This window comes from Ruegeria sp. AA6 (assembly GCF_056542865.1).
Genome location: NZ_JBQGAN010000003.1, coordinates 99,779 through 121,080, shown reverse-complemented (window position 1 = coordinate 121,080; position 21,302 = coordinate 99,779). Strand labels below are relative to the sequence as shown.

General features: G+C 57.2%; 21 protein-coding genes. 10 read left to right on the top strand and 11 right to left on the bottom strand.

Annotation, left to right across the window (positions count from 1 at the left end; all coding sequences use genetic code 11):
• Window positions 1-13 precede the first annotated feature (13 nt).
• The 6 genes from ACR0LN_RS06505 to ACR0LN_RS06480 all read right to left on the bottom strand — a co-directional run bounded on the left by ACR0LN_RS06505 (window position 14) and on the right by ACR0LN_RS06480 (window position 5,227).
• A complete protein-coding gene (locus tag ACR0LN_RS06505) occupies window positions 14-1,243 on the bottom strand; it encodes a CpaE/TadZ family protein (protein WP_480428518.1) in 1,230 nt (409 codons plus the stop codon).
• A gap of 198 nt (window positions 1,244-1,441) precedes the next feature.
• Window positions 1,442-2,071 carry an OmpA family protein gene (locus tag ACR0LN_RS06500; RefSeq protein ID WP_480428517.1) on the bottom strand — a complete coding sequence of 210 codons (630 nt, stop codon included), beginning with the start codon at window positions 2,069-2,071 and terminating at the stop codon, window positions 1,442-1,444.
• 16 nt (window positions 2,072-2,087) lie between these two features.
• Window positions 2,088-3,494: a type II and III secretion system protein family protein gene (locus ACR0LN_RS06495; RefSeq protein ID WP_480428516.1), complete on the bottom strand. Its 1,407-nt coding sequence runs from the start codon at window positions 3,492-3,494 to the stop codon at window positions 2,088-2,090.
• A 194-nt stretch (window positions 3,495-3,688) separates the two neighbouring features.
• Window positions 3,689-4,564: a Flp pilus assembly protein CpaB gene (gene cpaB / locus ACR0LN_RS06490; RefSeq protein ID WP_480428515.1), complete on the bottom strand. Its 876-nt coding sequence runs from the start codon at window positions 4,562-4,564 to the stop codon at window positions 3,689-3,691.
• 149 nt (window positions 4,565-4,713) lie between these two features.
• Entirely contained in the window at window positions 4,714-4,938 is a 225-nt protein-coding gene (locus tag ACR0LN_RS06485; protein WP_480428514.1) for a hypothetical protein, read from the bottom strand.
• 88 nt (window positions 4,939-5,026) lie between these two features.
• Window positions 5,027-5,227, bottom strand: a complete 201-nt coding sequence (locus ACR0LN_RS06480) for a Flp family type IVb pilin (protein ID WP_480428513.1) — start codon at window positions 5,225-5,227, stop codon at window positions 5,027-5,029.
• 352 nt (window positions 5,228-5,579) lie between these two features.
• On the opposite strand from ACR0LN_RS06480, the gene ACR0LN_RS06475 reads away from it, so the two are divergent.
• Window positions 5,580-6,446, top strand: a complete 867-nt coding sequence (locus tag ACR0LN_RS06475; RefSeq protein ID WP_480428512.1) for a lytic transglycosylase domain-containing protein — start codon at window positions 5,580-5,582, stop codon at window positions 6,444-6,446.
• Window positions 6,447-6,488: 42 nt separating this feature from the next.
• Here the strand turns inward: ACR0LN_RS06475 and ACR0LN_RS06470 are convergent, their stop codons facing one another.
• From ACR0LN_RS06470 to tldD, 5 genes are all read right to left on the bottom strand, one after another.
• On the bottom strand, window positions 6,489-7,115 hold the full coding sequence (locus tag ACR0LN_RS06470; RefSeq protein WP_480428510.1) for a CoA transferase subunit B: 627 nt from the start codon (window positions 7,113-7,115) through the stop codon (window positions 6,489-6,491).
• A complete protein-coding gene (locus tag ACR0LN_RS06465; RefSeq protein ID WP_480428509.1) occupies window positions 7,115-7,819 on the bottom strand; it encodes a CoA transferase subunit A in 705 nt (234 codons plus the stop codon). Before ACR0LN_RS06465 ends, ACR0LN_RS06470 begins: the two co-directional genes overlap by 1 nt.
• A 91-nt stretch (window positions 7,820-7,910) precedes the next feature.
• Window positions 7,911-10,529 carry a type I DNA topoisomerase gene (gene topA, locus ACR0LN_RS06460; RefSeq protein ID WP_480428508.1) on the bottom strand — a complete coding sequence of 873 codons (2,619 nt, stop codon included), beginning with the start codon at window positions 10,527-10,529 and terminating at the stop codon, window positions 7,911-7,913.
• Window positions 10,530-10,689: 160 nt separating this feature from the next.
• On the bottom strand, window positions 10,690-11,817 hold the full coding sequence (gene dprA / locus ACR0LN_RS06455) for a DNA-processing protein DprA (protein WP_480428506.1): 1,128 nt from the start codon (window positions 11,815-11,817) through the stop codon (window positions 10,690-10,692).
• 228 nt (window positions 11,818-12,045) lie between these two features.
• Window positions 12,046-13,467 (bottom strand): metalloprotease TldD, encoded by a 1,422-nt coding sequence (tldD, locus tag ACR0LN_RS06450; RefSeq protein ID WP_480428505.1) that lies wholly within the window; start codon window positions 13,465-13,467, stop codon window positions 12,046-12,048.
• A gap of 176 nt (window positions 13,468-13,643) precedes the next feature.
• On the opposite strand from tldD, the gene coxB reads away from it, so the two are divergent.
• The 9 genes from coxB to ACR0LN_RS06405 all read left to right on the top strand — a co-directional run bounded on the left by coxB (window position 13,644) and on the right by ACR0LN_RS06405 (window position 21,221).
• The gene (gene coxB / locus ACR0LN_RS06445) at window positions 13,644-14,555 is read left to right on the top strand and encodes a cytochrome c oxidase subunit II (protein WP_480428504.1); all 912 of its coding nucleotides are present in this window, start codon (window positions 13,644-13,646) and stop codon (window positions 14,553-14,555) included.
• A 76-nt stretch (window positions 14,556-14,631) separates the two neighbouring features.
• Window positions 14,632-15,588 (top strand): heme o synthase, encoded by a 957-nt coding sequence (gene cyoE, locus ACR0LN_RS06440; RefSeq protein ID WP_480428503.1) that lies wholly within the window; start codon window positions 14,632-14,634, stop codon window positions 15,586-15,588.
• Window positions 15,585-15,746 (top strand): hypothetical protein, encoded by a 162-nt coding sequence (locus tag ACR0LN_RS06435; RefSeq protein ID WP_480428502.1) that lies wholly within the window; start codon window positions 15,585-15,587, stop codon window positions 15,744-15,746. Before cyoE ends, ACR0LN_RS06435 begins: the two co-directional genes overlap by 4 nt.
• Entirely contained in the window at window positions 15,746-16,321 is a 576-nt protein-coding gene (locus tag ACR0LN_RS06430) for a cytochrome c oxidase assembly protein (RefSeq protein ID WP_480428500.1), read from the top strand. Before ACR0LN_RS06435 ends, ACR0LN_RS06430 begins: the two co-directional genes overlap by 1 nt.
• A 22-nt stretch (window positions 16,322-16,343) precedes the next feature.
• Window positions 16,344-17,159: a cytochrome c oxidase subunit 3 gene (locus ACR0LN_RS06425; RefSeq protein ID WP_480428499.1), complete on the top strand. Its 816-nt coding sequence runs from the start codon at window positions 16,344-16,346 to the stop codon at window positions 17,157-17,159.
• Between the two features lie 156 nt (window positions 17,160-17,315).
• Window positions 17,316-17,993: an SURF1 family protein gene (locus ACR0LN_RS06420; protein WP_480428710.1), complete on the top strand. Its 678-nt coding sequence runs from the start codon at window positions 17,316-17,318 to the stop codon at window positions 17,991-17,993.
• Window positions 17,990-19,378 carry a threonine synthase gene (thrC, locus tag ACR0LN_RS06415; RefSeq protein WP_480428497.1) on the top strand — a complete coding sequence of 463 codons (1,389 nt, stop codon included), beginning with the start codon at window positions 17,990-17,992 and terminating at the stop codon, window positions 19,376-19,378. Before ACR0LN_RS06420 ends, thrC begins: the two co-directional genes overlap by 4 nt.
• Window positions 19,375-20,637 carry a M16 family metallopeptidase gene (locus ACR0LN_RS06410; protein ID WP_480428496.1) on the top strand — a complete coding sequence of 421 codons (1,263 nt, stop codon included), beginning with the start codon at window positions 19,375-19,377 and terminating at the stop codon, window positions 20,635-20,637. The genes thrC and ACR0LN_RS06410 overlap by 4 nt, the downstream gene beginning before the upstream one ends.
• Complete coding sequence (locus ACR0LN_RS06405; protein WP_480428494.1) at window positions 20,637-21,221, top strand: GNAT family N-acetyltransferase; 585 nt, start codon at window positions 20,637-20,639, stop codon at window positions 21,219-21,221. The genes ACR0LN_RS06410 and ACR0LN_RS06405 overlap by 1 nt, the downstream gene beginning before the upstream one ends.
• Window positions 21,222-21,302 lie beyond the last annotated feature (81 nt).

Below are 21,302 nucleotides of genomic sequence, written 5' to 3'. Positions count from 1 at the left end.
CCTTTAGTATAGTTTACGCGGCTTCAGCGTCGTTGTTGCTCAGGCTGTGAAGAGATTTCGCAAGTTTTGCGATTTCCCGACGCAGTGGGTTTTTCGCCGCCGCACTGGCCAGTGGCTGTCCGTGGTCGCCGCTTTGCATGACTGGCTTGCCACCGTCAGGCAGTTGCAGGTCAATGGAAATTCCTAAGCTTTCGCCCATCCGTTTGACCCGGCTTTTGCCATTCAGATCAGTGAATTTCGGTGCCCGGTTCAGAGCGAAGCGCAACTTGTTGAACGGCAGTTCCTCTGCCTGCAAAGCACGTTTCAGGCGCAAAGCGTTTTGGGCCGAGCGCATATCCAGCTCAATCAACGCAAAATACACATGTGCCGTTTGAAGAATGGTTTCTGACCATTGGACCAAGGTCGAAGGCATATCCACAATCACATAGTCAAAGTGGCGCCGTGCTGTTTCGATGACACGATCAATGTCTTCGGGCGTGATCAAGTCAAGCGGTACCATGTCGGACGGTGCTGTCAAAACTTCTAACTTGTCTTCGTAGCTTTGAAGTGCTTGCGAGAACACGTCGTCGTCCATGGACGAGGTGTCCGATAGCATCTCGAACACGGTTTCACGGCGCGGCAAGTCCAGATAGGTTGAAACTGTGCCAAATTGCAGGTCGAGATCCAGTAGGCAGACAGACGGTGCGTCCTTGTCGGATACGGTTGCCAATTCCCAAGCCAGATTGACCGCCATGGTGGTCGAGCCCACACCACCAGCCAATCCGTGTACAACAAAAAGAGCGCCTTCTTTGGATTCACCTTGCGCCATCGGAGTGGCGGCTTGCTGTACCACAACCGGATCGGGTTGGTTCATCCGGTCAATTGCTTCTTGCAGTTCACCTTCGGGCAAGGGGTAGGGGACAAATTCGTCGGCGCCTTTACGCAACAGCTGATGCAGTGAGGCCGGGGTAACATCTTCTGCAATGAGAACAATCTTGATCTTCTTTTCTTTGGCGCGGGTGATGATCTCGCCCATCAGCGACAGGTTGTCTTCATCTTCGCCATCAATTGCCAATGCCACGAATTCGAGTGAATCAGCATCAGGTTGGCTGAAAAATGCCAGTGCTTCTGCAAATCCAAGATCGCCCCAGCGCTCACCCAGGGCCGCTTCCATATCTTCGATCAAAAGATCGAAATTCTGGACATCTCGGCTGATCGTACAAGCCAGGATGGCATTTTCGTTTTGTGGCGTAGCGCTCGTCATAAACACAATCCTTGTTGCGAGAGCTGGCGGACCGGATGAGCTCGGAGGCTCTTTCTGGTTCGCTGTCGTCCCGTTGCGGCCAATTGGGGCCGTAGGTCACCTAATTGTAGAAAATTTGGCTTGGAACTTTGGCAACATTTGGGCGCAAAAGAACCAATTGTTGGGAAATGGGCGACGATGTCGCCCATTCCCTAGGGATTATTCTTCGCCACCGGTAGTGGTATCTTCGCTCTGGATGTAGCTTTCCCTAGTCGCGCTATCAACATACTCGCGATAGATCACTTCTGCGTACTTGCCGTCCAGAAGCTGTGGCGCACGATCCACAAAGCCAGACACCTCGGTCACGGTTCGGCGGTTGCGGCGATCCCGGTTCGGTGTGTCGATCAGCGGGCGCGACTTGCCAAACGAAACTACTGCCTCGAGGCGTGAGCGAGAAATCCCTTGCCGCGTCAGGAACGCAACAGCTGCATTGGCGCGTCGTTGACCCAAGGCTTTGTTGTAGCCGGTTGAGCCAACGGCATCAGTATGACCGTATACGCGGAACCTTGCTTCAGGGAACTGCTTGATCCAATCGGCTTGCCGCAGCAAGATACGCTGAGCTGACGCGTCCAACTGGGCGCTATCAAAGGCAAAGTTGATCTGAGTCGGAACTTCAGCTGCAAACCGCTGTCCCAGTATCTGGGCATAGGTCAGTTCGCCGTTCATGACTTGGACGTTGTTCAATGTCGCATTTCCGAACGCCCCTTGATCAACTTCGTATCCGGCCTCACGCGTACAAGCGGTGACAGCGACTGAAAGACCCAGTGCGACGATAATACACTTCTTCATTGGTCCTATCCTCCTATCAATCCAGCACGTAGCCGTAAGAGCTGCCAAAGTCCTGCTTGGCGACTTCGGATGCGCCTCCGGCTCCCGCACGCTCAGTGCGCGCGGTTCTACCGTTGATGAACAGATCAAACTCGCTGGGCGGCTTGACGCGATCTGTCGGCAACGCTAGTGCTTCACCACGAGTCGGCGATACAAGATGCGCAGTGACGATGATAACCAGTTCGGTTTGCTGGCGTTGGTACTCAGCGCTGCGGAACAATGCACCCAGTACCGGCACATCACCGATCCAGGGGATCTGGCTATTAAGGTCGGTAAAGTCATCCTGTATCAGGCCAGCAATCGCAAAGCTTTCACCATCACGCAGTTCAACTGTTGTTTTGGTCTGCCGAGCGATAAAGGTCGGCACGTTGTTGCCTGCAATTGTAAAGTCAGAGCTGCTGTCGATAGTGGAGACGGATGCTCCCATCTCGAGGTTGATCAGATCGCCGTCTACGACACGCGGCGTAAACAGAACCTGGACACCAAAGTTTCGGTATTCAATTGCAATGTTGCCATCGTCAGCGGGAACCGGGATCGGGACTTGGCCACCTGCAAGGAATTCGGCTTCCTGACCCGAAAGGGCGGACAGGTTGGGTTCTGCGAGGCTACGCGCAAGACCTTTGGCTTCCAGTGCCTCAAGCAGCAGGCGAACCTGTGTGGAGCCGGCACCAAATCCAAACAGGATTGCACCCGTATTGGTTTGCTGGATCGGTATGTTATTGTTAAGGGCATTGGCCAACGCACCCGCATTGTTCAGTGTGTTGAAACCACCGGTCACATCGCTACCGCCAAAACCCAGAGATGCGGTCAGGCTTTTGGCTACAGACCGGCTCATCTCAGCAAAGCGGACTTTCAGCATCACCTGCTGTACACCGCCGACCGACATCAGGTTCGAAACTCGCTCGGGCGCGTAACGCTCGGCCAGTTCCAAAGCTCGGGCCAGTTTCGCACTGCTGGACACGGTACCCGATAGGACGATGCCATCATTCGCCGTACGCACTTCAATCGGCTCAGCCGGCAAAATCTGCCGCAGGCGCTCTTTAAATTCGGATACATCCGGTGAAACGCGAACCCTGACGTTCGCCAGCAAATTGCCTGCGCCGTCAAACAATGTCAGTGTGGTCAGGCCCGGTGCCTTACCCAGAACATAAATCGTGCGGTCTGAAAGCGACGAAATGTCGGCGATGCCAGCATTTGCGATGCTGAGTTCCGCAAACGGCTCTTCGCTTTCGACAACAATTGCACGGTTCATGGGAACGTCAAGCGTTTCCGCTGTACCGTTCTTTACCACGCGTAAAGTTTCCGCCCAGGCCGATTGACCGACCGGACTAACTACAAGCGCCAACCCAAGAAGGGTTGCGCTGATCCAGGAATATATTTTCATGTGACCTGCCTCTCCGATCACGCCTCGTTTTTTTAGGCACTTTGCCCTATGTGGAATAACCCTGCGCGAATTACGATTTTATTGCAATAATCAATGGTTTCCGGAGGTTTCCTTATGTGGGGATTGCGCAACATTCAAAACAAAGAAAGCCGCGCACTTGGCGCGGCTCGTTTTGTTAAGGCGCTGATTTAGCGTCAGTTTGTGCAGGGAATTTCCTCTTCGACAATTTCCGCACCGCTCCGCTTTTTGACTGTGCAAACTCTCTTTTGGACGGCAACAGGGGCCGGGGCCGTCTGTTTCAGCCCAAGCAGTTTTTCCTGGTTCACTTCGACCGCGCTGATCTCGGTGTCATCCTGTGCTCCGACCAAAGCCAACGACATGCGTCCTGTGTTTTGTGCTTGCGCCAAAGCAGCGATTTCCTCGGGCGTTGCGGCGACAGTCACCGTGCGCGCGATTGTAGCACCGGTTATGTCAGATCCAGCAGTCTGGTCGACCGCAATAAGCTCAATATTTGTTTGGATGAGGCGTGTAATTTCGCCGCCGCCGCCTTCATAGTTGCCGCTGACGGAACCCGTCCAGTATACGTCTACATGGTCCCCAGGGCGCAGAAAGCCCGAAACGCCGGAAGCAACGTCAACTCGGAAGGCAAATGCGCGTTTGCCTTTTTCGATGCGCGAAATCAGCCCGGCGGTCTCCCCAGGATTGGTGACTTTCACCCCAAGAATCGCTTCGTCTTTTTCCATGGCTCTGAGGACGAATCGGTCCCCTTTGGCGTCTTCAGGAAACAACTCTGTCAGGCCAGCAAATGTACCTTCAGGAATTGCACCTTCAGGCCAGCTTACAGTCCGAACATCTTCGGAAGTTAAACGCTCTCCGTATTTTAGTGTCCGGTTTGAAACAATGACCTCAACGGTTGCAATCGTTTTGACACTAGCCAAAGCGTCCTTTGTAGCCTGACGTTCTCGGGCGAGCTGATCCTGGTGCTGTGCGATGTAGTCGCGCGCCAAATAAACGGCTCCTCCGGCCAAAGCCACCCCGACTATCAGGACAAGTCCAAATACTGCACGCATTCGCGTCCCCTCATACTGTTTTCTTGTTCAGTGCCGCACTGACTACGGCATCAATTGCCCCGTCATAAATGCGAATTGTGTCGAAAAGGGGGACAATGCGTGATTTTGTTCTGATCCGTGGCTATCAGATCAACCTGAACTCAGATTAGTCAGGACGGCGGATCGCCGAACTGGACTTTGACTTCCATTCCGCCAACTTGGGTTGCAACGCCAGAAAGAGCTTGGCCGCTTTTTGCATCAATTCCCTTGACAGGCTCGGCTATGTATAGAGCTACGACACTGCCCATAAATGCGATTGCAGCAGTTAGGACAACCCAATCAACTGTCACAGCTCCATCTTCATTCTCTATGAAATCTCTGCTTCTGTTCTTCATATGAACACCAGATGACGAGAGTTTAAAAAAAGGGCCATGCCGAAACAGGCAAGGCCCCACTATAAAATTTTTGGCTCAATCAGAGAGCTTAGTTAGGCAGGTTCAGCGTGCTGGATACTGATGCGTTGCTCAGTGTCGAGCCAACCGCGTCAGCAATGCTGCTGGTGCCATCGCCAATTGCCGAGTAAGCAACTGCGGCCAGACCAACGATAGCTGCGGTCAGAACAACCCAGTCAACAGTTACTGCGCCGTCTTCGTCTTTGCGGAAGTTCTTGATGAACTTGATCATTTTACGTCCCTCCTAAAGGATCAAAAGCTAATTAAACCTCGGCGTGCTACAGAGCTTTCTCTCTCAGTCCGCTCCCGACCGTCTCGGTATGTCATTATGTTTGCCTGTCAGGCGTGGCAGGAATTGGGCCAAACAACATTTTTTTTCATTTTGGCTTAACTTTTTGAAGTGAATTCTCCTAAGCTTCAGAAAACAAACAAATAAAAAATAGAGAGAGCTAGGGGTATCTGGTGAAGCCGATGCAAAATTGCGCCAAATGAGGCGAAATCGCCCCATTTCGCTGCGTTTCTCTGGCTTTGCAAAGGCATTTGCGTTTCAAATCGCTCAAAAGAAAAAGCATGAGGCAGGTAAAATGAAACTTCGGGTCGCAATGACCTGCGTGGGCATGGCTGTATTGTTGATTGCAGGAACTTTGCCTGCCGTTGCAAACGAGATTGAGCCCAGGGGCGTTTACAAAAGAGTGAAACCCCCTAAACCGGGTTCACGACCTAAAGTGACTGTTCAGATTTCGCCCGAAGAACACGCTGCAGCACCTTTTGCGCCCAGTACCGGGGCCGAAATCGTCATTCCTGAAATTGTGGCTCGCACTAAGGTTGTTCCCCCGAGCGTGCCGGGGTCTGGGCCGCAGAATAAACCGGTTGGTTCCTATAAGGCGTTCTGGGACAAGATATCGCCAGCGCTGGCTGAAAGTAGCGCTGGTCGCCTTCGTGCCGCGATGAACGCGTTGGCTGCGACCAATGTCGCGTCGCCCCGGCTGCAAACTCTTCAGAACATAGCCCAGAAGCAAGGGATCGAGATTCTGCGTTCGACCGTGGGAACAAATGTCTCGCCAGCATTGGTGCTTGCTGTAATTTCCGTTGAATCTGCAGGCCGTGCAGACGCGGTCAGCTCGGCCGGGGCACAAGGTTTGATGCAGTTGATGCCCGCCACAGCCCGCCGCTTTGGTGTTAAGGACAGTTTCGAGCCGTCTCAGAACATTTCGGGCGGGGTAAAATATCTCAACTGGCTGATGGGAGAGTTTGGTAACGACCCGATTCTGGTGCTGGCGGGATATAACGCGGGCGAGGGGGCGGTGCGCAAACATGGTGGTGTGCCGCCCTATGCCGAAACGCGGGACTATGTGCCCAAGGTTCTTGCGGCGTTTCAGATTGCCAAGGCACTGTGCTCAACACCGCCTGAACTGATTTCCGACGGGTGCGTGTTCCAAACCCTGAACTGAAAAAGGCCCGCCTGTTCTGGCGGGCCTTTTCGGTCGTATCGATCAGTTGACAAGCTTGGCTTCGGTGGCGGCGCGAATTTCGTCTTCGGTCACGCCCTCGGCCAGTTCGACGATCTTAAGGCCACCTTCGACCACGTCCAGAACGCCCAGATTTGTGATGATGCGATCCACCACCTGTTTGCCGGTCAGCGGCAGGGTGCATTTCTTCAACAGCTTGGATTTGCCGTGCTTGTTGGTGTGATCCATTACAACAATCACGCGGCCTACACCGGCCACAAGATCCATCGCGCCGCCCATGCCTTTGACCAGCACGCCGGGGATCATCCAATTGGCCAGATCGCCTTCTTCGTCCACTTCCATCGCGCCCAGAATTGCCGCTGCAATCTTGCCGCCGCGGATCATGGCGAATGAGGTCGCGCTGTCGAAATAAGCAGTGCGAGACAATTCGGTGATTGTCTGCTTACCCGCGTTGATCAGGTCAGGGTCTTCCTCTCCTTCGAACGGGAAGGGGCCCATGCCCAGCATGCCGTTTTCGGATTGCAGGGTGATGTCCTTGTCACCCACATAGTTCGCCACCAGCGTCGGAATCCCGATGCCGAGGTTCACATACATGCCGTCGTCCAGCTCTTGCGCCGCGCGGGCGGCCATCTGATTGCGGTCCCAAGGCATTATGCGTCCTCCTTCTTGCGGGTGGTGCGCTGTTCGATGCGCTTTTCGTGCTCGCCCTGAATGATGCGATGCACGTAGATGCCGGGCAGATGGATCGCGTCGGGGTCAAGCGAGCCGCGGGGGACGATCTCTTCAACCTCGGCGATGCAAATCTTGCCGCAGGTCGCGGCGGGCACGTTGAAGTTGCGGGCGGTCTTGCGGAAGATCAGATTGCCTGTGTCGTCAGCTTTCCATGCTTTGACGATGGCGAGATCGGCAAAGATGCCTTCTTCCATTATGTATGTCTCGCCGTTGAAGTCCTTGTGTTCCTTGCCTTCGGCGATCACGGTACCCACGCCTGTTTTGGTATAGAAACCTGGGATGCCCGCGCCTCCGGCGCGCATCCGCTCGGCCAAGGTTCCTTGCGGGTTGAACTCCAGTTCAAGCTCACCAGCCAGATACTGACGCATGAACTCGGCGTTTTCACCGACGTAAGAGCTGATCATCTTCTTGACCTGCTTGGTCTGCAACAGGATGCCGATGCCGAAATCATCAACGCCCGCGTTGTTCGAGGCAAAGGTCAGGTCCTGAGCGTCCGAGTCCTTGATTGCCTCAAGCAGCAGTTCGGGAATGCCGCACAGGCCGAACCCACCTGCGGCGATCATCATGCCGTCCGAGAGCACTCCGTCGAGCGCCTCGGCGGCATTGGCATAGATTTTCTTCATGGAAAACTCCCCCAATGACATGGTGATAGGCAGGTTGTGCCGTCAGGTCATGGGGAAGTCAACGAATCCAAGAGCGTGGTGGTATTTCTACCTAAGTGGCCGCCTTCTTGGTGGTTTTCTTGGCTGTGGCCTTTTTCTTGGGGGCTGCCTTCTTTTTAGTGCCCTTCTTGGCTGCACGCTCGTTGACCAGTTCGATGGCCATTTCCTGCGTCACGTCTTCGGGCTTGATGTCCTTGGGGATGGTGGCGTTGACTTTTTCCCATTTCACATAAGGCCCGTAACGCCCGTCCAGTACCTGCATGGCACCGCCATCAGGATGCTCGCCCAGCTCTTTCAGCGGCTTGGCGGCTGCGCGGCGTCCACGCCCCGGATTGGCGCGTTTTTCGGCAAGCATCTCGACGGCGCGGTTCATGCCGATCTCGAATACATCATTCGGGTCCTTAAGGTTGGCATAGACCGGCTTCGCCTCTTCGGGCAGCTGGTGCATCAGATAGGGGCCGAACCGCCCGAAATTCGAGCTGATCATGCCGCCTTCGGGGTGTTCACCGATCTGACGTGGCAGGGACAGCAGGGTCAGGGCCTTGTCCAGATCCATGTCGTCCTTGCTCCAGCCTCGGGGCAGGGAGGCACGTGGGGGCTTTTTGTTCTCAGGCGTGGGTTCACCACGCTGGACATAAGGCCCAAACCGGCCGGATTTCAGCCAGATTTCATCACCTGCATCTTCGCCCAGAAGACGTTCGTCGCCCTCGGCCCCTTCACCTGCGATGGGGCGGGTATAGGTGCATTCGGGGTAGTTGCCGCAACCGACAAAACCCCCGGTGCGCGAAGTTTTCAGATGCAACTGACCCGTGCCGCATTTCGGGCAGATGCGGGGATCAGACCCATCTTCGCGTGGTGGGTACAGCTGAGGCGCAAGCGCCTCATCTAGCTTGTCCAGAACCTCTGAGATGCGCAGTTCCGACGTCTCGCCAATCGCGGCTGAGAAATCGCGCCAGAATTTGCCCAGAAGGTCTTTGTAGTCGCGGTCCCCGGCGCTGACGTCGTCCAGTTCTTCTTCCAGGTTGGCAGTGAACTCGTAGCCCACATATTGGCGGAAGAAGTTCAGCAGGAAAATCGTAACGATCCGCCCCTTTTCTTCGGGGATCAGGCGGTTCTTGTCCTTGCGCACATATTCGCGATCCTGAATCGTGGTCACGATCGAGGCGTATGTCGAGGGGCGACCAATCCCAAGCTCCTCCATCCGCTTGACCAAAGTCGCCTCGGTATAGCGCGGCGGCGGTTGAGTGTGGTGCTGCAGCGCCAGAACGGCCTCGTTGTCGGACAGAATTGCCGCCTTGTCCTCGGCTTTTGCGAACTGATCCTTTAGCGAGGTCTTTGCAAACGGCGCTGGATCGCCCTGCATGATCTGAGGCAGGCGCTTTTCATCGTCATCGGCGACGTCATCGCGGCCCTCTTCGTAGACGCGCATGAATCCGTCGAACAATACGACCTGACCGGTCGCACGCAGGCCGACCTGACCATCTGCGCTGCCGACTTCAACAGTGGTCCGCTCAAGGCGCGCAGCAGCCATCTGACAAGCGATTGTACGTTTCCAGATCAGATCATAGAGTTTGCGCTGATCCTCATCCGTGACCTTCAGCGCCTTGGCATCGCGTGACATATCCGTGGGGCGGATACATTCGTGCGCTTCCTGCGCGTTCTTGGCCTTGTTTTTATACATGCGCGGGCTGTCTGGTACGTATTCTGCGCCGTACCGCTCGGTGATTGCATCGCGCGCGGCAGCAACGGCCTCGGGCGCCATGTCGATGCCGTCAGTTCGCATATAGGTGATGTAACCGGCCTCATAGAGGCGCTGCGCCACTTGCATCGCGTGGCGCGCGCCCATGCCGAATTTGCGGCTGGCCTCTTGCTGGAGGGTCGAAGTCATGAACGGCGCGCTGGGGTTGCGGGCGGCTGGTTTAGCCTCAACCGACATCACGCTTAGCGCGCGGCTGGTGATTGCTTGTACAGCCAGCTCGGCCTGAGTGGAGTTGGACAGATCGTGCTTGTCCAGCTTCTTGCCCGCTAATGTAACCAGGCGCGCCTCGTAAGTTTGGCCGCGTGGCGTTTCAAAAAGGGCACGGACTGACCAGTATTCAACCGGCTTGAACGCCTCGATTTCCATCTCACGTTCGACGATCAGACGCAGACAGACCGATTGCACACGGCCGGCCGATTTCGCACCCGGCAGCTTGCGCCACAGAACCGGAGACAGGTTGAACCCCACTAGGTAGTCAAGCGCGCGGCGGGCCAGATAAGCCTCGACCAGAGGCATGTCGACCTCGCGTGGGTTCTGCATCGCCTCGGTTACGGCGTCCTTGGTGATCGCGTTGAAGGTCACACGGCTGACCGGCGTGTCCTTTTTGATCGAGCGGCGCTTGGTCAGTGCTTCTTGCAGGTGCCAGCTGATCGCTTCCCCCTCGCGATCAGGGTCGGTGGCGAGGATCAGGGCGTTGTCCTCTTTCAGCGCATCGGCGATTGCCTTGACGTGTTTTCGGCTATCGTTTCCAACCTCCCATTTCATTTCGAATTCATGCTCGGGATCGACCGAGCCGTCCTTTGGCGGCAGGTCCCGCACATGGCCGTAAGACGCCAAAACCGTGTAGTCGGAGCCGAGATACTTATTGATTGTCTTGGCTTTGGCAGGGGATTCTACAACAACTACAGGCATTTAGGGGAAAACCTCGCTCGACGAATTGGGCGCCTTCTATGATTGTGCAAAATGTGTAGGGCAAGAGCGAATTGTCAATGCGTTCCTTGAAAAACCAGAATTTGACGGCAATTTCAGCGTTGTAGGCGTGGATTTTTTTGCGTTTGTCATGAAACGCGCTTCAAGCCGTCAGGGACAATAAGCCGCCGGGCTGGCGCTGAATACGCCCTTCCAGTTCCAGATCGACCAAGGCTGGGCCAATTTCGCCCGCGGTGGCGGCGATGTCGCGGATAAGCTGATCCTCGGCAATTGGCGACGGTCCCAGCCGTGCTAGTATTTCACTGTGCAGTGCGGCACCCAAGAGTGGCCGCTCTGCGGGTGCTGCAGGCAGAGGAGCTTCGAACAAGTCAGCCTGTTGCTGTGGCAGTGCCTCAATCACGTCTTCTGCAGATCGTACCAGTGTGGCCCCGTCGCGGATCAACAGATTGCACCCTGCGGCACGGGCATCAATGGGATGGCCGGGGACGGCCAGAACTTCGCGCCCCTGATCCAAAGCATCCCGTGCGGTGATCAGGCTGCCGGACTTGGCGGCCGCCTCTACGACCACGACGGCCTGCGCCAGCCCCGAGATGATCCGGTTGCGTCGCGGAAAGTGGCGCGCTTGTGGGGTTACGCCCATCGGTTGCTCGGACACGCGCAGCCCTGATTGAGCGATATTTCGTGCCAGATCAGTGTTTTCGGCGGGGTAGATCACATCAACGCCGCCTGCCATAACCGCTACAGTGCCAGTGTCCAGCGCGGCCACATGCGCCGAAGTGTCGATTCCACGCGCTAATCCGGACACCACGACATATCCCTGTTTCCCCAGGTCCGTGGCAAGCCCACGTGCCATTCGTGCACCCAGCGAGGAACAATTGCGCGCCCCGACCATCGCAATGCAGGGTTTACGCAGCAACGACACATCGCCAATGGCCCACAGCATTGGCGGGGCATCGGATAAATCATTCAACGCGTCAGGAAAATCAGCGGACCCAAGGCACAAAAGCTGCGCATTGGCGGCTTTTGCCGCCTTGAGTTCCGCCTCAATCACGCCGGGCGGGCAAATTTCATACCCTTCAATTCCGGCAGCGCGCGCCATTTCAGGCAGCGCGGCCAGCGCGTTCTGCGCCGAGCCATGTTCCCGCAGCAGCCGACGAAACGTCGCCGGACCAACTTTGCGCGAGCGCAACAGACGAAGCCAGGAAAACCGATCCTCTTCCGTGGTGGGTGGGAGTGTGGGGTGATTGGAAGAAAGCTGCTCTTCGGTCATCCGATGCTCCGCCTGATTGCAGAACTGGTTTACGGGTTCAGGAGTTAACAGCTTGTGAATCCATTCAAATTTTTCGGATAATTTTCCAGAGTTTCTTTTCGCTGATCGGTAACCATCAGATTTTTATAGGTAAAATAAAAGCGCCCGCTCAAAAGGAAATTTTGAGGGGCGCTGAAAAAAAGGAAATGCCGAGCGAAGGAGTTAACCGAGATCGTCGCCGATATTTTGTCAGGCCGCCGATCCGCCGACCGTCAGGCCATCCATTAGAACCGTCGGCTGACCCACGCCCACCGGTACCCATTGACCGTCCTTGCCGCAGGTGCCCATGCCCGGGTCCAGCGCCATGTCATTGCCCAAACCGCGAATACGGTTCAGTGCTGAAGGACCATCGCCAATCAGGGTCGCGCCCTTGACCGGAGCACCGATCTTGCCGTTTTCAACCCGATACGCCTCGGTACAGGAGAATACGAATTTGCCGTTAGTTATGTCGACCTGACCGCCGCCAAAACCCACAGCCCAGATGCCGTCTTTGATGTCTGCAACCAAAGCCGCAGGGTCGGCATCCCCGCCCAGCATCACGGTATTGGTCATACGTGGCATTGGCTTGTGGGCATAGCTCTGTCGCCGTCCGTTGCCGGTGGGCGCAACGCCCATCAGGCGGGCGTTCTGGCGGTCCTGCATGTAACCGGTCAGTACACCATCTTCGATCAGCACGGTCCGCGAACTGGGCGTGCCCTCATCATCCACGGTGATCGAGCCGCGCCGGTCCGCAATCGTACCGTCATCCACGACTGTCACGCCTTTGGACGCAATCTGCTGCCCCATCAGTCCGGCAAAGGCCGAACTGCCCTTGCGGTTGAAGTCACCTTCAAGCCCGTGCCCGATGGCCTCGTGCAGTAGAATTCCGGGCCAGCCGGGGCCAAGCGCGACTTCCATAACACCTGCCGGAGCAGGGACAGCGTCCAGGTTGACCAGCGCGATCCGCAGCGCCTCACGCGCTTTGTCCTGCCAGTCGGCAGGGTCGATCAGTCCGTCCAGACCCACGCGTCCACCGCCACCAGCCGAGCCACTTTCACGGCGGCCATTCTGTTCGACAATGACCGATACGTTCAAACGGGTCATCGGGCGCACGTCACGGACCTGAACACCGTCGGGGCGCAGAATTTCGACCTCTTGCACGGCGGCCAAAAGCGATGCGCTGACCTGCACCACGCGGGGGTCCAGATCACGGGCAAAGGCGTCGATCTCGCGCAAGGTTTCAATCTTTACCGGGAAACTGGCGGATTCGATCGGGTCTGCGTCCGTATAAAGCCTTGTGTTGGTTGCCCGAGGTGCCTCGGCCAGAGTGCCACCACCATCGCCAACGGCAAGCCGCGCGGTCTCGGCGGCGCGTTTCAGGGCCGGGATCGAGACGTCGGTGGAATGCGCATATCCTGCCACCTCACCTTGCACCGCCCGCAGGCCGAACCCCTCCGATGCGTCGTATGACGCGGTCTTCAAGCGCCCGTCGTCAAATACCAGAGACTCGGATTTCCGACGCTCGACGAACAGCTCTCCGTCCTCGGCCCCGGCAGTGGCAGACTGCAGTACCGCAAGCGCGTCGTCCTGGGGAAGAGCGCTTTCAAAAGGGCGAAACGGGTCGTTGGGCATGGGTTGGGACCTTTCGAGTTTGATCCAGATCAAAAATAGCGTCTGTTTGACGCAAGCATTTTGCTTTATCTACCCGCTGGAATATGGTTTTTAACGCGGCCAAAGACAACGGGAGAGGTGCGACTGATTCACACCTTTTCGCCAGGGACGCAAAGATCAAACGATCAGGACAGAAAATGAAGAATGCTTTGATGCTTTCGGGGCTTGTTACAGCCCTCTCCAGCCTTCCCGCTATGGCTCAGGAGCTTGAGATTATCGGTAAGCCGGTTGACGGCGGTCTCGGCTTCCAGCCCGCGGCCACCAGCCTTGCCGAGGGGATTCACCGGCTGGACAGTATGATTCTGGTGATCATCACCGCAATCTGCGTGTTCGTGGCCGGTCTGCTGGTCTACTGCATCGTGCGCTACAATCAGCGCTCCAACCCAACACCAGCACGTTTTTCGCACTACACCCCGGTTGAGATTGCTTGGACCCTGGGCCCGATCCTGATTCTGGTCTTCATCGGTGCGTTCTCGCTGCCGGTTCTGTTTAAACAGCAGGAAATTCCCGAAGGTGACGTGGTCATCAAAGTGGTCGGTAACCAGTGGTACTGGACCTATGAATACGTTGACCATGATTTCGCATTCGACAGCTATTTGCTGGGTCATCCAGCGACCCTGGATGAGGGCGCACGTCCGGCGGATGCCGATGTGACTCCGTTCGTTCTGGACGACGCGATGCGCGCGAAGCTGGCTGATGCCGGTTACGGCGAAGATGAATGGCTGCTGGCCACCGACACTGCGGTTGTTGTGCCTGTGGGCAAGGTCATCGTCATGCAGGTCACCGCATCGGACGTGATTCACTCGTGGACCATCCCGTCCTTTGGTGTGAAACAGGATGGCGTTCCCGGTCGTCTGGCCGAGCTGTGGTTCGAAGCTGACAAAGAGGGTATCTACTTCGGTCAGTGTTCTGAACTGTGCGGCAAAGACCACGCTTATATGCCGATCACCGTCAAAGTGGTCAGCGAAGAGGCGTATGAGGAATGGCTGCAGGGCGCAATCGACGAATATGCCGGTCTGCCGCAGCCTTATCAGGTTGCCTCGAACTGATACGGGCTTAGGCCTATTTAAAACATGATGCAGGCTGCGCGGCGATCGCGCAGCTTTCGCCCCAGAAGGACCCGAAATGAGCGACGCAAGCATCAATGCCAGCACCGTTTCCGCGCAGATTCGCGCGGACGAGGCCAGCTTTGGCGACTACTTTGCCCTGCTAAAGCCGCGGGTGATGTCGCTGGTCGTATTTACTGCGCTGGTTGGTCTTCTGGCTGCTCCGGTGCCCGTACACCCATTTGTGGGCTTTTGCGCCATCCTGTTCATTGCCATCGGTGGCGGTGCGTCGGGCGCACTGAACATGTGGTGGGACGCGGATATCGACAAGGTGATGAAGCGCACCAAGGGCCGCCCGATCCCCTCTGGAAAGGTCGAGGCGGGTGAGGCCATGGCCATCGGTCTGGCGCTGTCGGGCCTGTCGGTCATCATGCTGGGGCTTGCGACAAACTGGTTTGCTGGGGCCTTTCTGGGTTTCACCATCTTCTTCTACGTCGTCATCTACACAATGTGGCTGAAACGCTCGACGCCGCAGAACATTGTAATCGGTGGTGCTGCTGGGGCTTTCCCGCCGGTGATCGGCTGGGTGGCCGCCACCGGCTCGATGACGCTTGAGCCGTGGCTGATGTTTGCCCTGACCTTCATGTGGACGCCGCCACATTTCTGGGCGCTGGCGTTGTTCATGCGCTCGGATTACGACGATGCTGGCGTGCCGATGCTGACCGTGACCCATGGCCGCCGCGCGACCCGCTGGCATATTTTGGTCTATACCGTGCTGCTGGCACTGCTGGCTGTTGGCACTGCGTTCTCGGGTATCGGTGGCCCGATCTACCTGACCGTCGCGGTGGTGATGAACGCCCTGTTCCTGCGGGGTGCATGGCAAATCTCGCGCCGGACCGAGGACGACGCGGAGGCGGACAATTTCAAGGTGGAGCGCTCTTTCTTCAAGCTGTCGCTGCTCTATCTTTTCCTGCACTTCGGAGCAATTTTGGCCGAGGCGCTGTTGAAACCCTATGGGCTGGGAGGTTGGTCATGAGCCTGCGCAAAAGCCATGAACTGCACCAACGCCGGTTCAGTCGCAATCTGGGGGTTGGCCTGACGCTTGCGGCCTTCATCGTGATCATCTTTGGCCTGACCATCGTCAAGGTCTCTGGTACGAGTCTGGGCCTGCCAGCAGAAGAGGTGCAGAACTGATGGCGTTGTCCGGTCCGCAGAAAACAGTGGCGCAAACGGTTGGCGTGGTTGTGCTGATGGGCAGCCTGGCCTGGGCTGCGGTGCCGTTCTACGACTGGTTCTGCCGTGTCACCGGGTTTGGCGGTACCACGGGCGTGTCCGAAACCGCACCCGAGGATATTCTGGACCGGACCGTCACAGTCCGTTTCGACGCCTCGAAGGCGAAAGGCATGGCTTGGGAATTCAAGCCGGTCAAGCGTGAGATGGAAGTGCGCATCGGTGAAACCGGGTTGGCCTTCTATGAAGCCTACAACCCGACAGACCGCCCCATAGCCGGGCAGGCGTCTTACAACGTCGCGCCGTATTCGGCCGGTGGCTATTTCCAAAAAATCGCCTGCTTCTGCTTTGAAGAGCAGGTGCTGCGACCCGGCGAACGGGTGCAGATGCCGGTAACTTTCTTCGTTGACCCGGAAATGGTCGAGGATCTGGAAGCCAAGTATGTTCATACGATCACTCTGTCGTATACATTCTACGAAATTGACCTGCCCGAGGGCTATGCCGCCCTTGAAACGCAGGCAGATACAAACACGAACTAACGCCTGTAGGTGAGGGACGCTGATGGCACACGCAAAAAACCATGATTATCACATTCTGGCCCCGTCGATCTGGCCGCTGACCGGCGCGATCGGTGGCTTTGTGATGCTGTTCGGGGCCGTCCTGTGGATGCACGGCATCACATCGTTCATGTTCTGGATGGGTCTGGTGGCCGTTCTTTACACCATGTTTGCCTGGTGGTCCGAAGTAGTGGCCGAAAGCCGTCAGGGCGATCATACTCCGGTCGTTCGCATTGGCCTGCGCTATGGCTTCATCCTGTTCGTGATGTCCGAGGTGATGTTCTTCTTCGCCTGGTTCTGGTCGTTCTTCAAACACCGCATGTACCCGATGTACGACTATGCGGGCACCGAATACATCCAACCGGATATCCACGCAGTTGATCCGTTCCACTTGCCGCTGATCAACACTCTGGTCCTGCTGCTGTCGGGCTGTGCGATCACTTGGGCGCACCACGCGCTGGTGCATGACAATGACCGCAAAGCTCTGATCAACGGTCTTGCCATCGGTATCGTTCTGGGTATCGCGTTTACCGCACTGCAGGCGTTCGAGTATTATGAACTGCTGGCCCATGAAGGCTGGGAGTTCGGTGGCGATCAATTCTATTCGAACTTCTTCATGGCAACCGGGTTCCACGGCGCGCACGTCATCATTGGTACGATCTTTCTGAGCGTATGTCTGATCCGGGCGCTGCGCGGGGACTTTACACCCGAAAAGCACGTCGGTTTCGAGGCCGCAGCTTGGTACTGGCACTTCGTTGACGTCGTCTGGCTGTTCCTGTTCTTCGCGGTCTACATCTGGGGTCAGGCACCTTTGATGTAACAGCGATCACGTGATCCAATTGCAAAAGCCGCCCTTACGGGCGGCTTTTTCTTTATCCGGGGCGCAAGATTGCGCCCCATACAATTGCGTGGTTGCAATTCGGCCCGCGCCCACCTTAACAAGGCGCCGGTTCCTGCAATGAGGTTTGACGCTGACATGCGCCGTATCCTGTTCCTGCTGATCTTCGGTCTCGCCGGTCTGGGCGTGCTGCTGTCGCTGGGTATGTGGCAGGTGCAGAGACTGGCTTGGAAGCAAGGTGTGCTGGCCGAGATTGAAGGCCGAATTTCGGCCGAACCTGTTGCCTTGCCATTGCAGGTCTCTGAAGATGCAGACAAGTACCTGCCCGTCACGGTCTTGGGCGAGATGGTGCCGGGTGAAATTCACGTTCTGGTTTCCGTCAAACAGGTTGGGGCGGGGTACCGCATTATCCAGCCTTTCAGGACCGAAGATCGGACGATTTTGGTGGACCGGGGCTTTGTGCCGACGACAGCCAAAGAAACTGAGCGTTTGAATGGGCCAATGGAGGTGAATGGTAACCTGCACTGGCCCGATGAGATCGACAGTTACACGCCGGATGCTGATATCGATGCCAATATCTGGTTCGCCCGTAATGTGCCTGATCTGGCGGAAGCCTTGGGGGCCGAGCCCGTGCTGTTGATTGCTCGGTCAGAAACTGATCCGGGCGTAACGCCTTTGCCGGTAGATACCGCCGGCATCCCAAACGATCATCTACAATATGCAACCACCTGGTTTGGTCTGGCTCTGGTTTGGGCCGCGATGACCGGGTACTTCCTGTGGCGCAGCCGCGCCAATTCTGAGAGTGACGCGACATGAAATACATCTCGACCCGCGGGCAGGCGCCCGAACTGACGTTTGAAGAGGCAATGCTGACCGGGTTGGCCCGGGACGGCGGCCTATACCTGCCCGCCGAGATTCCGGTGATGTCACAGGACGAGATCGCGGCGCTGGCTGGTCTGCCTTACGAAGAGATCGCAATGCGCGTGATGTGGCCCTATGTCAGTGGCTCGTTCGGTGAGGATGAGCTCAAGTCGATCATCGCCCGCGCCTACGAAGGCTTTGGCCACGACGCCCGCGCGCCGTTGAAGCAACTGAACGAAAATCACTTCTTGCTAGAGCTTTTCCACGGCCCAACTCTGGCCTTCAAAGACTTTGCCATGCAATTGATTGGCCAGCTGTTCCAGGTAGCCCTCAAACGGCGCGGAGACCGCGTGACGATTGTGGGCGCGACCAGTGGTGATACTGGTTCAGCCGCGATTGAGGCGTTCCGCGGGCTGGACGCTGTGGATGTCTTTATCCTGTTTCCGCATGGCCGCGTGTCCGAGGTGCAGCGCCGTCAGATGACGACACCTGCGGACAGTAACGTGCATGCGCTGGCCGTCGATGGCGATTTCGACGATTGTCAGGCCGCGCTGAAGGATATGTTCAACGATTTCGACTTCCGCGATGGCGTGAAGCTGGCGGGCGTGAATTCGATCAACTTTGCCCGTGTTCTGGCGCAGATTGTCTATTACTTCTCGGCTGCCGTCAGCCTTGGTGCGCCGCATCGGAAGGTCAGCTTTACCGTGCCGACCGGCAATTTCGGCGATATCTTTGCGGGCTATCTGGCCAAACGTATGGGCCTGCCCATCGACCGGCTGGTTGTGGCAACCAACCAGAATGACATCCTGCACCGTTGCCTTTCGGGTGAGGGGTATTTCAAGGGCGACACCATCCCCTCGATCAGCCCCTCGATGGATATTCAGGTCAGCTCGAACTTTGAGCGCGCGCTGTATTACGCCTATGGCGAGGATGGTGGCGCTGTTGCGCAGCTGATGGATGAACTGAAGACCGGTGGCTTCAACGTCAGCCAGGGTGCGATGGAGGCCCTGCGCGAGAGTTTCGACTCGGGCCGGGTTTCCGAAGACGAGACGCTTGAGACAATCAAGCAGACGCTGGCCCATAGCGCCGAACTGGTCTGCCCGCACACCGCGATTGGGATCAAGGTTGGTGAAGAACACCGCGCGGCGGATGTGCCGATGATCACACTGGCCACTGCGCACCCGGCGAAATTCCCGACGGCAGTTGAGAAGGCGAGCGATGTGCATCCGCCTCTTCCATCCCGCATGTCTGATCTGTATGAACGTCCGGAACGGGTGACCCGCATCGCCAATGATCTGGGCACCCTTGAGGATCATATCAAAGGGCATATTGCTGAGTGACAGTTAGACAGGACCAACTGAAGAACGGCTTTCGTATCGTCAGTGAACACATGCCGGGGCTGCAATCGGCGGCCATCGGTATCTGGGTGACCGCCGGTGGGCGGCATGAGCGGATTGAACAGAACGGCATCGCGCATTTCCTTGAGCATATGGCGTTCAAGGGAACCGACCGGCGATCTGCGCTGCAAATCGCCGAGGCGATTGAGGACGTAGGCGGATACATCAACGCTTACACCTCGCGCGAAGTTACGGCCTATTACGCGCGTGTTCTGAAAGATGACGTGGCACTGGCGATGGATGTCATCGGCGACATCGTCCTGAACCCGGTTTTTGACCCGCGTGAGATTGAGGTCGAGCGTGGCGTGATCCTGCAGGAAATCGGGCAGGCGTACGACACGCCCGACGATGTGATCTTTGACTGGCTGCAAGAGCAGAGCTATCACGATCAGCCCTTGGGCCGAACCATTCTTGGGCCGTCCGAGCGCGTTAGCGCGTTCTCGCGCGAGGACCTCTCAGGTTTCGTGGCCGAGCACTATGGCCCGGAACAAATGATCCTGTCTGCGGCTGGCGCTGTGGACCACGATGCGCTGATGCAAATGGCCGAAGAAATGTTTGGTCACCTGAAACCGCGCAAGGGTTTGATCCCCGAAGCGGCGCGTTTCACCGGCGGTGAGGCGCGGCAGGAGAAGGATCTGGAGCAGGCCCATTTTGCGCTGGCGCTGGAAAGCCCCGGTTACCGCGACGACGCAATCTATACCGCGCAGATTTACTCGACCGCTTTGGGCGGTGGTATGTCGTCGCGCCTGTTTCAGGAGGTGCGCGAAACGCGCGGGCTGTGCTACACGATCTTCGCCCAAACCGGCGCTTATGCAGATACCGGGACGACCACGATCTACGCTGGAACCTCGGCCGATCAGGTGGGCGAATTGGCGACCATTACTATTGATGAGATGAAACGTGCCGCCGAGGATATGAGCCCCGAAGAGGTGGCCCGCGCCCGCGCCCAGATGAAGGCCGGGATGCTGATGGGGCTGGAAAGCCCGTCGAACAGGGCGGAACGTCTAGCGCGGCTGGTGCAGATCTGGGGTCGTGTGCCCTCGCTTGAGGATACGGTCGCCAAGATTGACGCGGTTAGCACCGAAGATGTGCGCGCCTTTGCCGAGGCGATGGCCGTAAAAGCCCCGGCAGCGCTTGCGCTCTATGGTCCCGTGTCCGGCGCCCCGACGCTGGCGGAATTGCAGGAGAGGCGCGCGGCGTGATGCTTTTGGGCAGACGCAAGCTGAAACTTGAAACCGAGCGCCTGAGCTTGCGCCCTCCCGTGCATTCCGACTTCAACGACTGGTCTGCTCTGCGGCGTGCGTCCAAGGAATACCTGACCCCGTGGGAACCGATTTGGGCAAAGGACCACCTGAGCCGTAAATCCTTTACCAACCGGGTTTATTGGGCGCAGCGCTCGGTTGCCAGTGGCACCGCGATCCCATTGTTTTTGTTTCGCCGAGAGGATGATGTGCTGGTCGGAGCGATCACGCTCGACAATGTCCGCCGTGGCCCGGCACAGGCAGGAACACTCGGGTATTGGACCGGTCAGGCTTTTGCCCGCAACGGGTATATGCGCGAAGCCATCGGCGCTGTCGTTCATCACGCATTTACCCGTTTGGACCTGAGCCGGATCGAGGCGGCGTGTTTGCCGGAAAACAAGCCGTCGCGTGGGCTGCTGGAAAGCTCAGGATTTAAGTACGAGGGCGTCGCCCAGTCCTACTTGCAGATCAATGGGCGTTGGCGGACGCATGTGTTGTATGCCAGCCTTCGTTCGGACCGGCGTGGGAAGACGGACGTGGGTTAGGGGGCTCTGCCCCCGTCGCGGCAAACCGCGACTCCCCCGAGGTATTTTTGGCCAGATGAACAAGGGGCATGACTTGGCGGC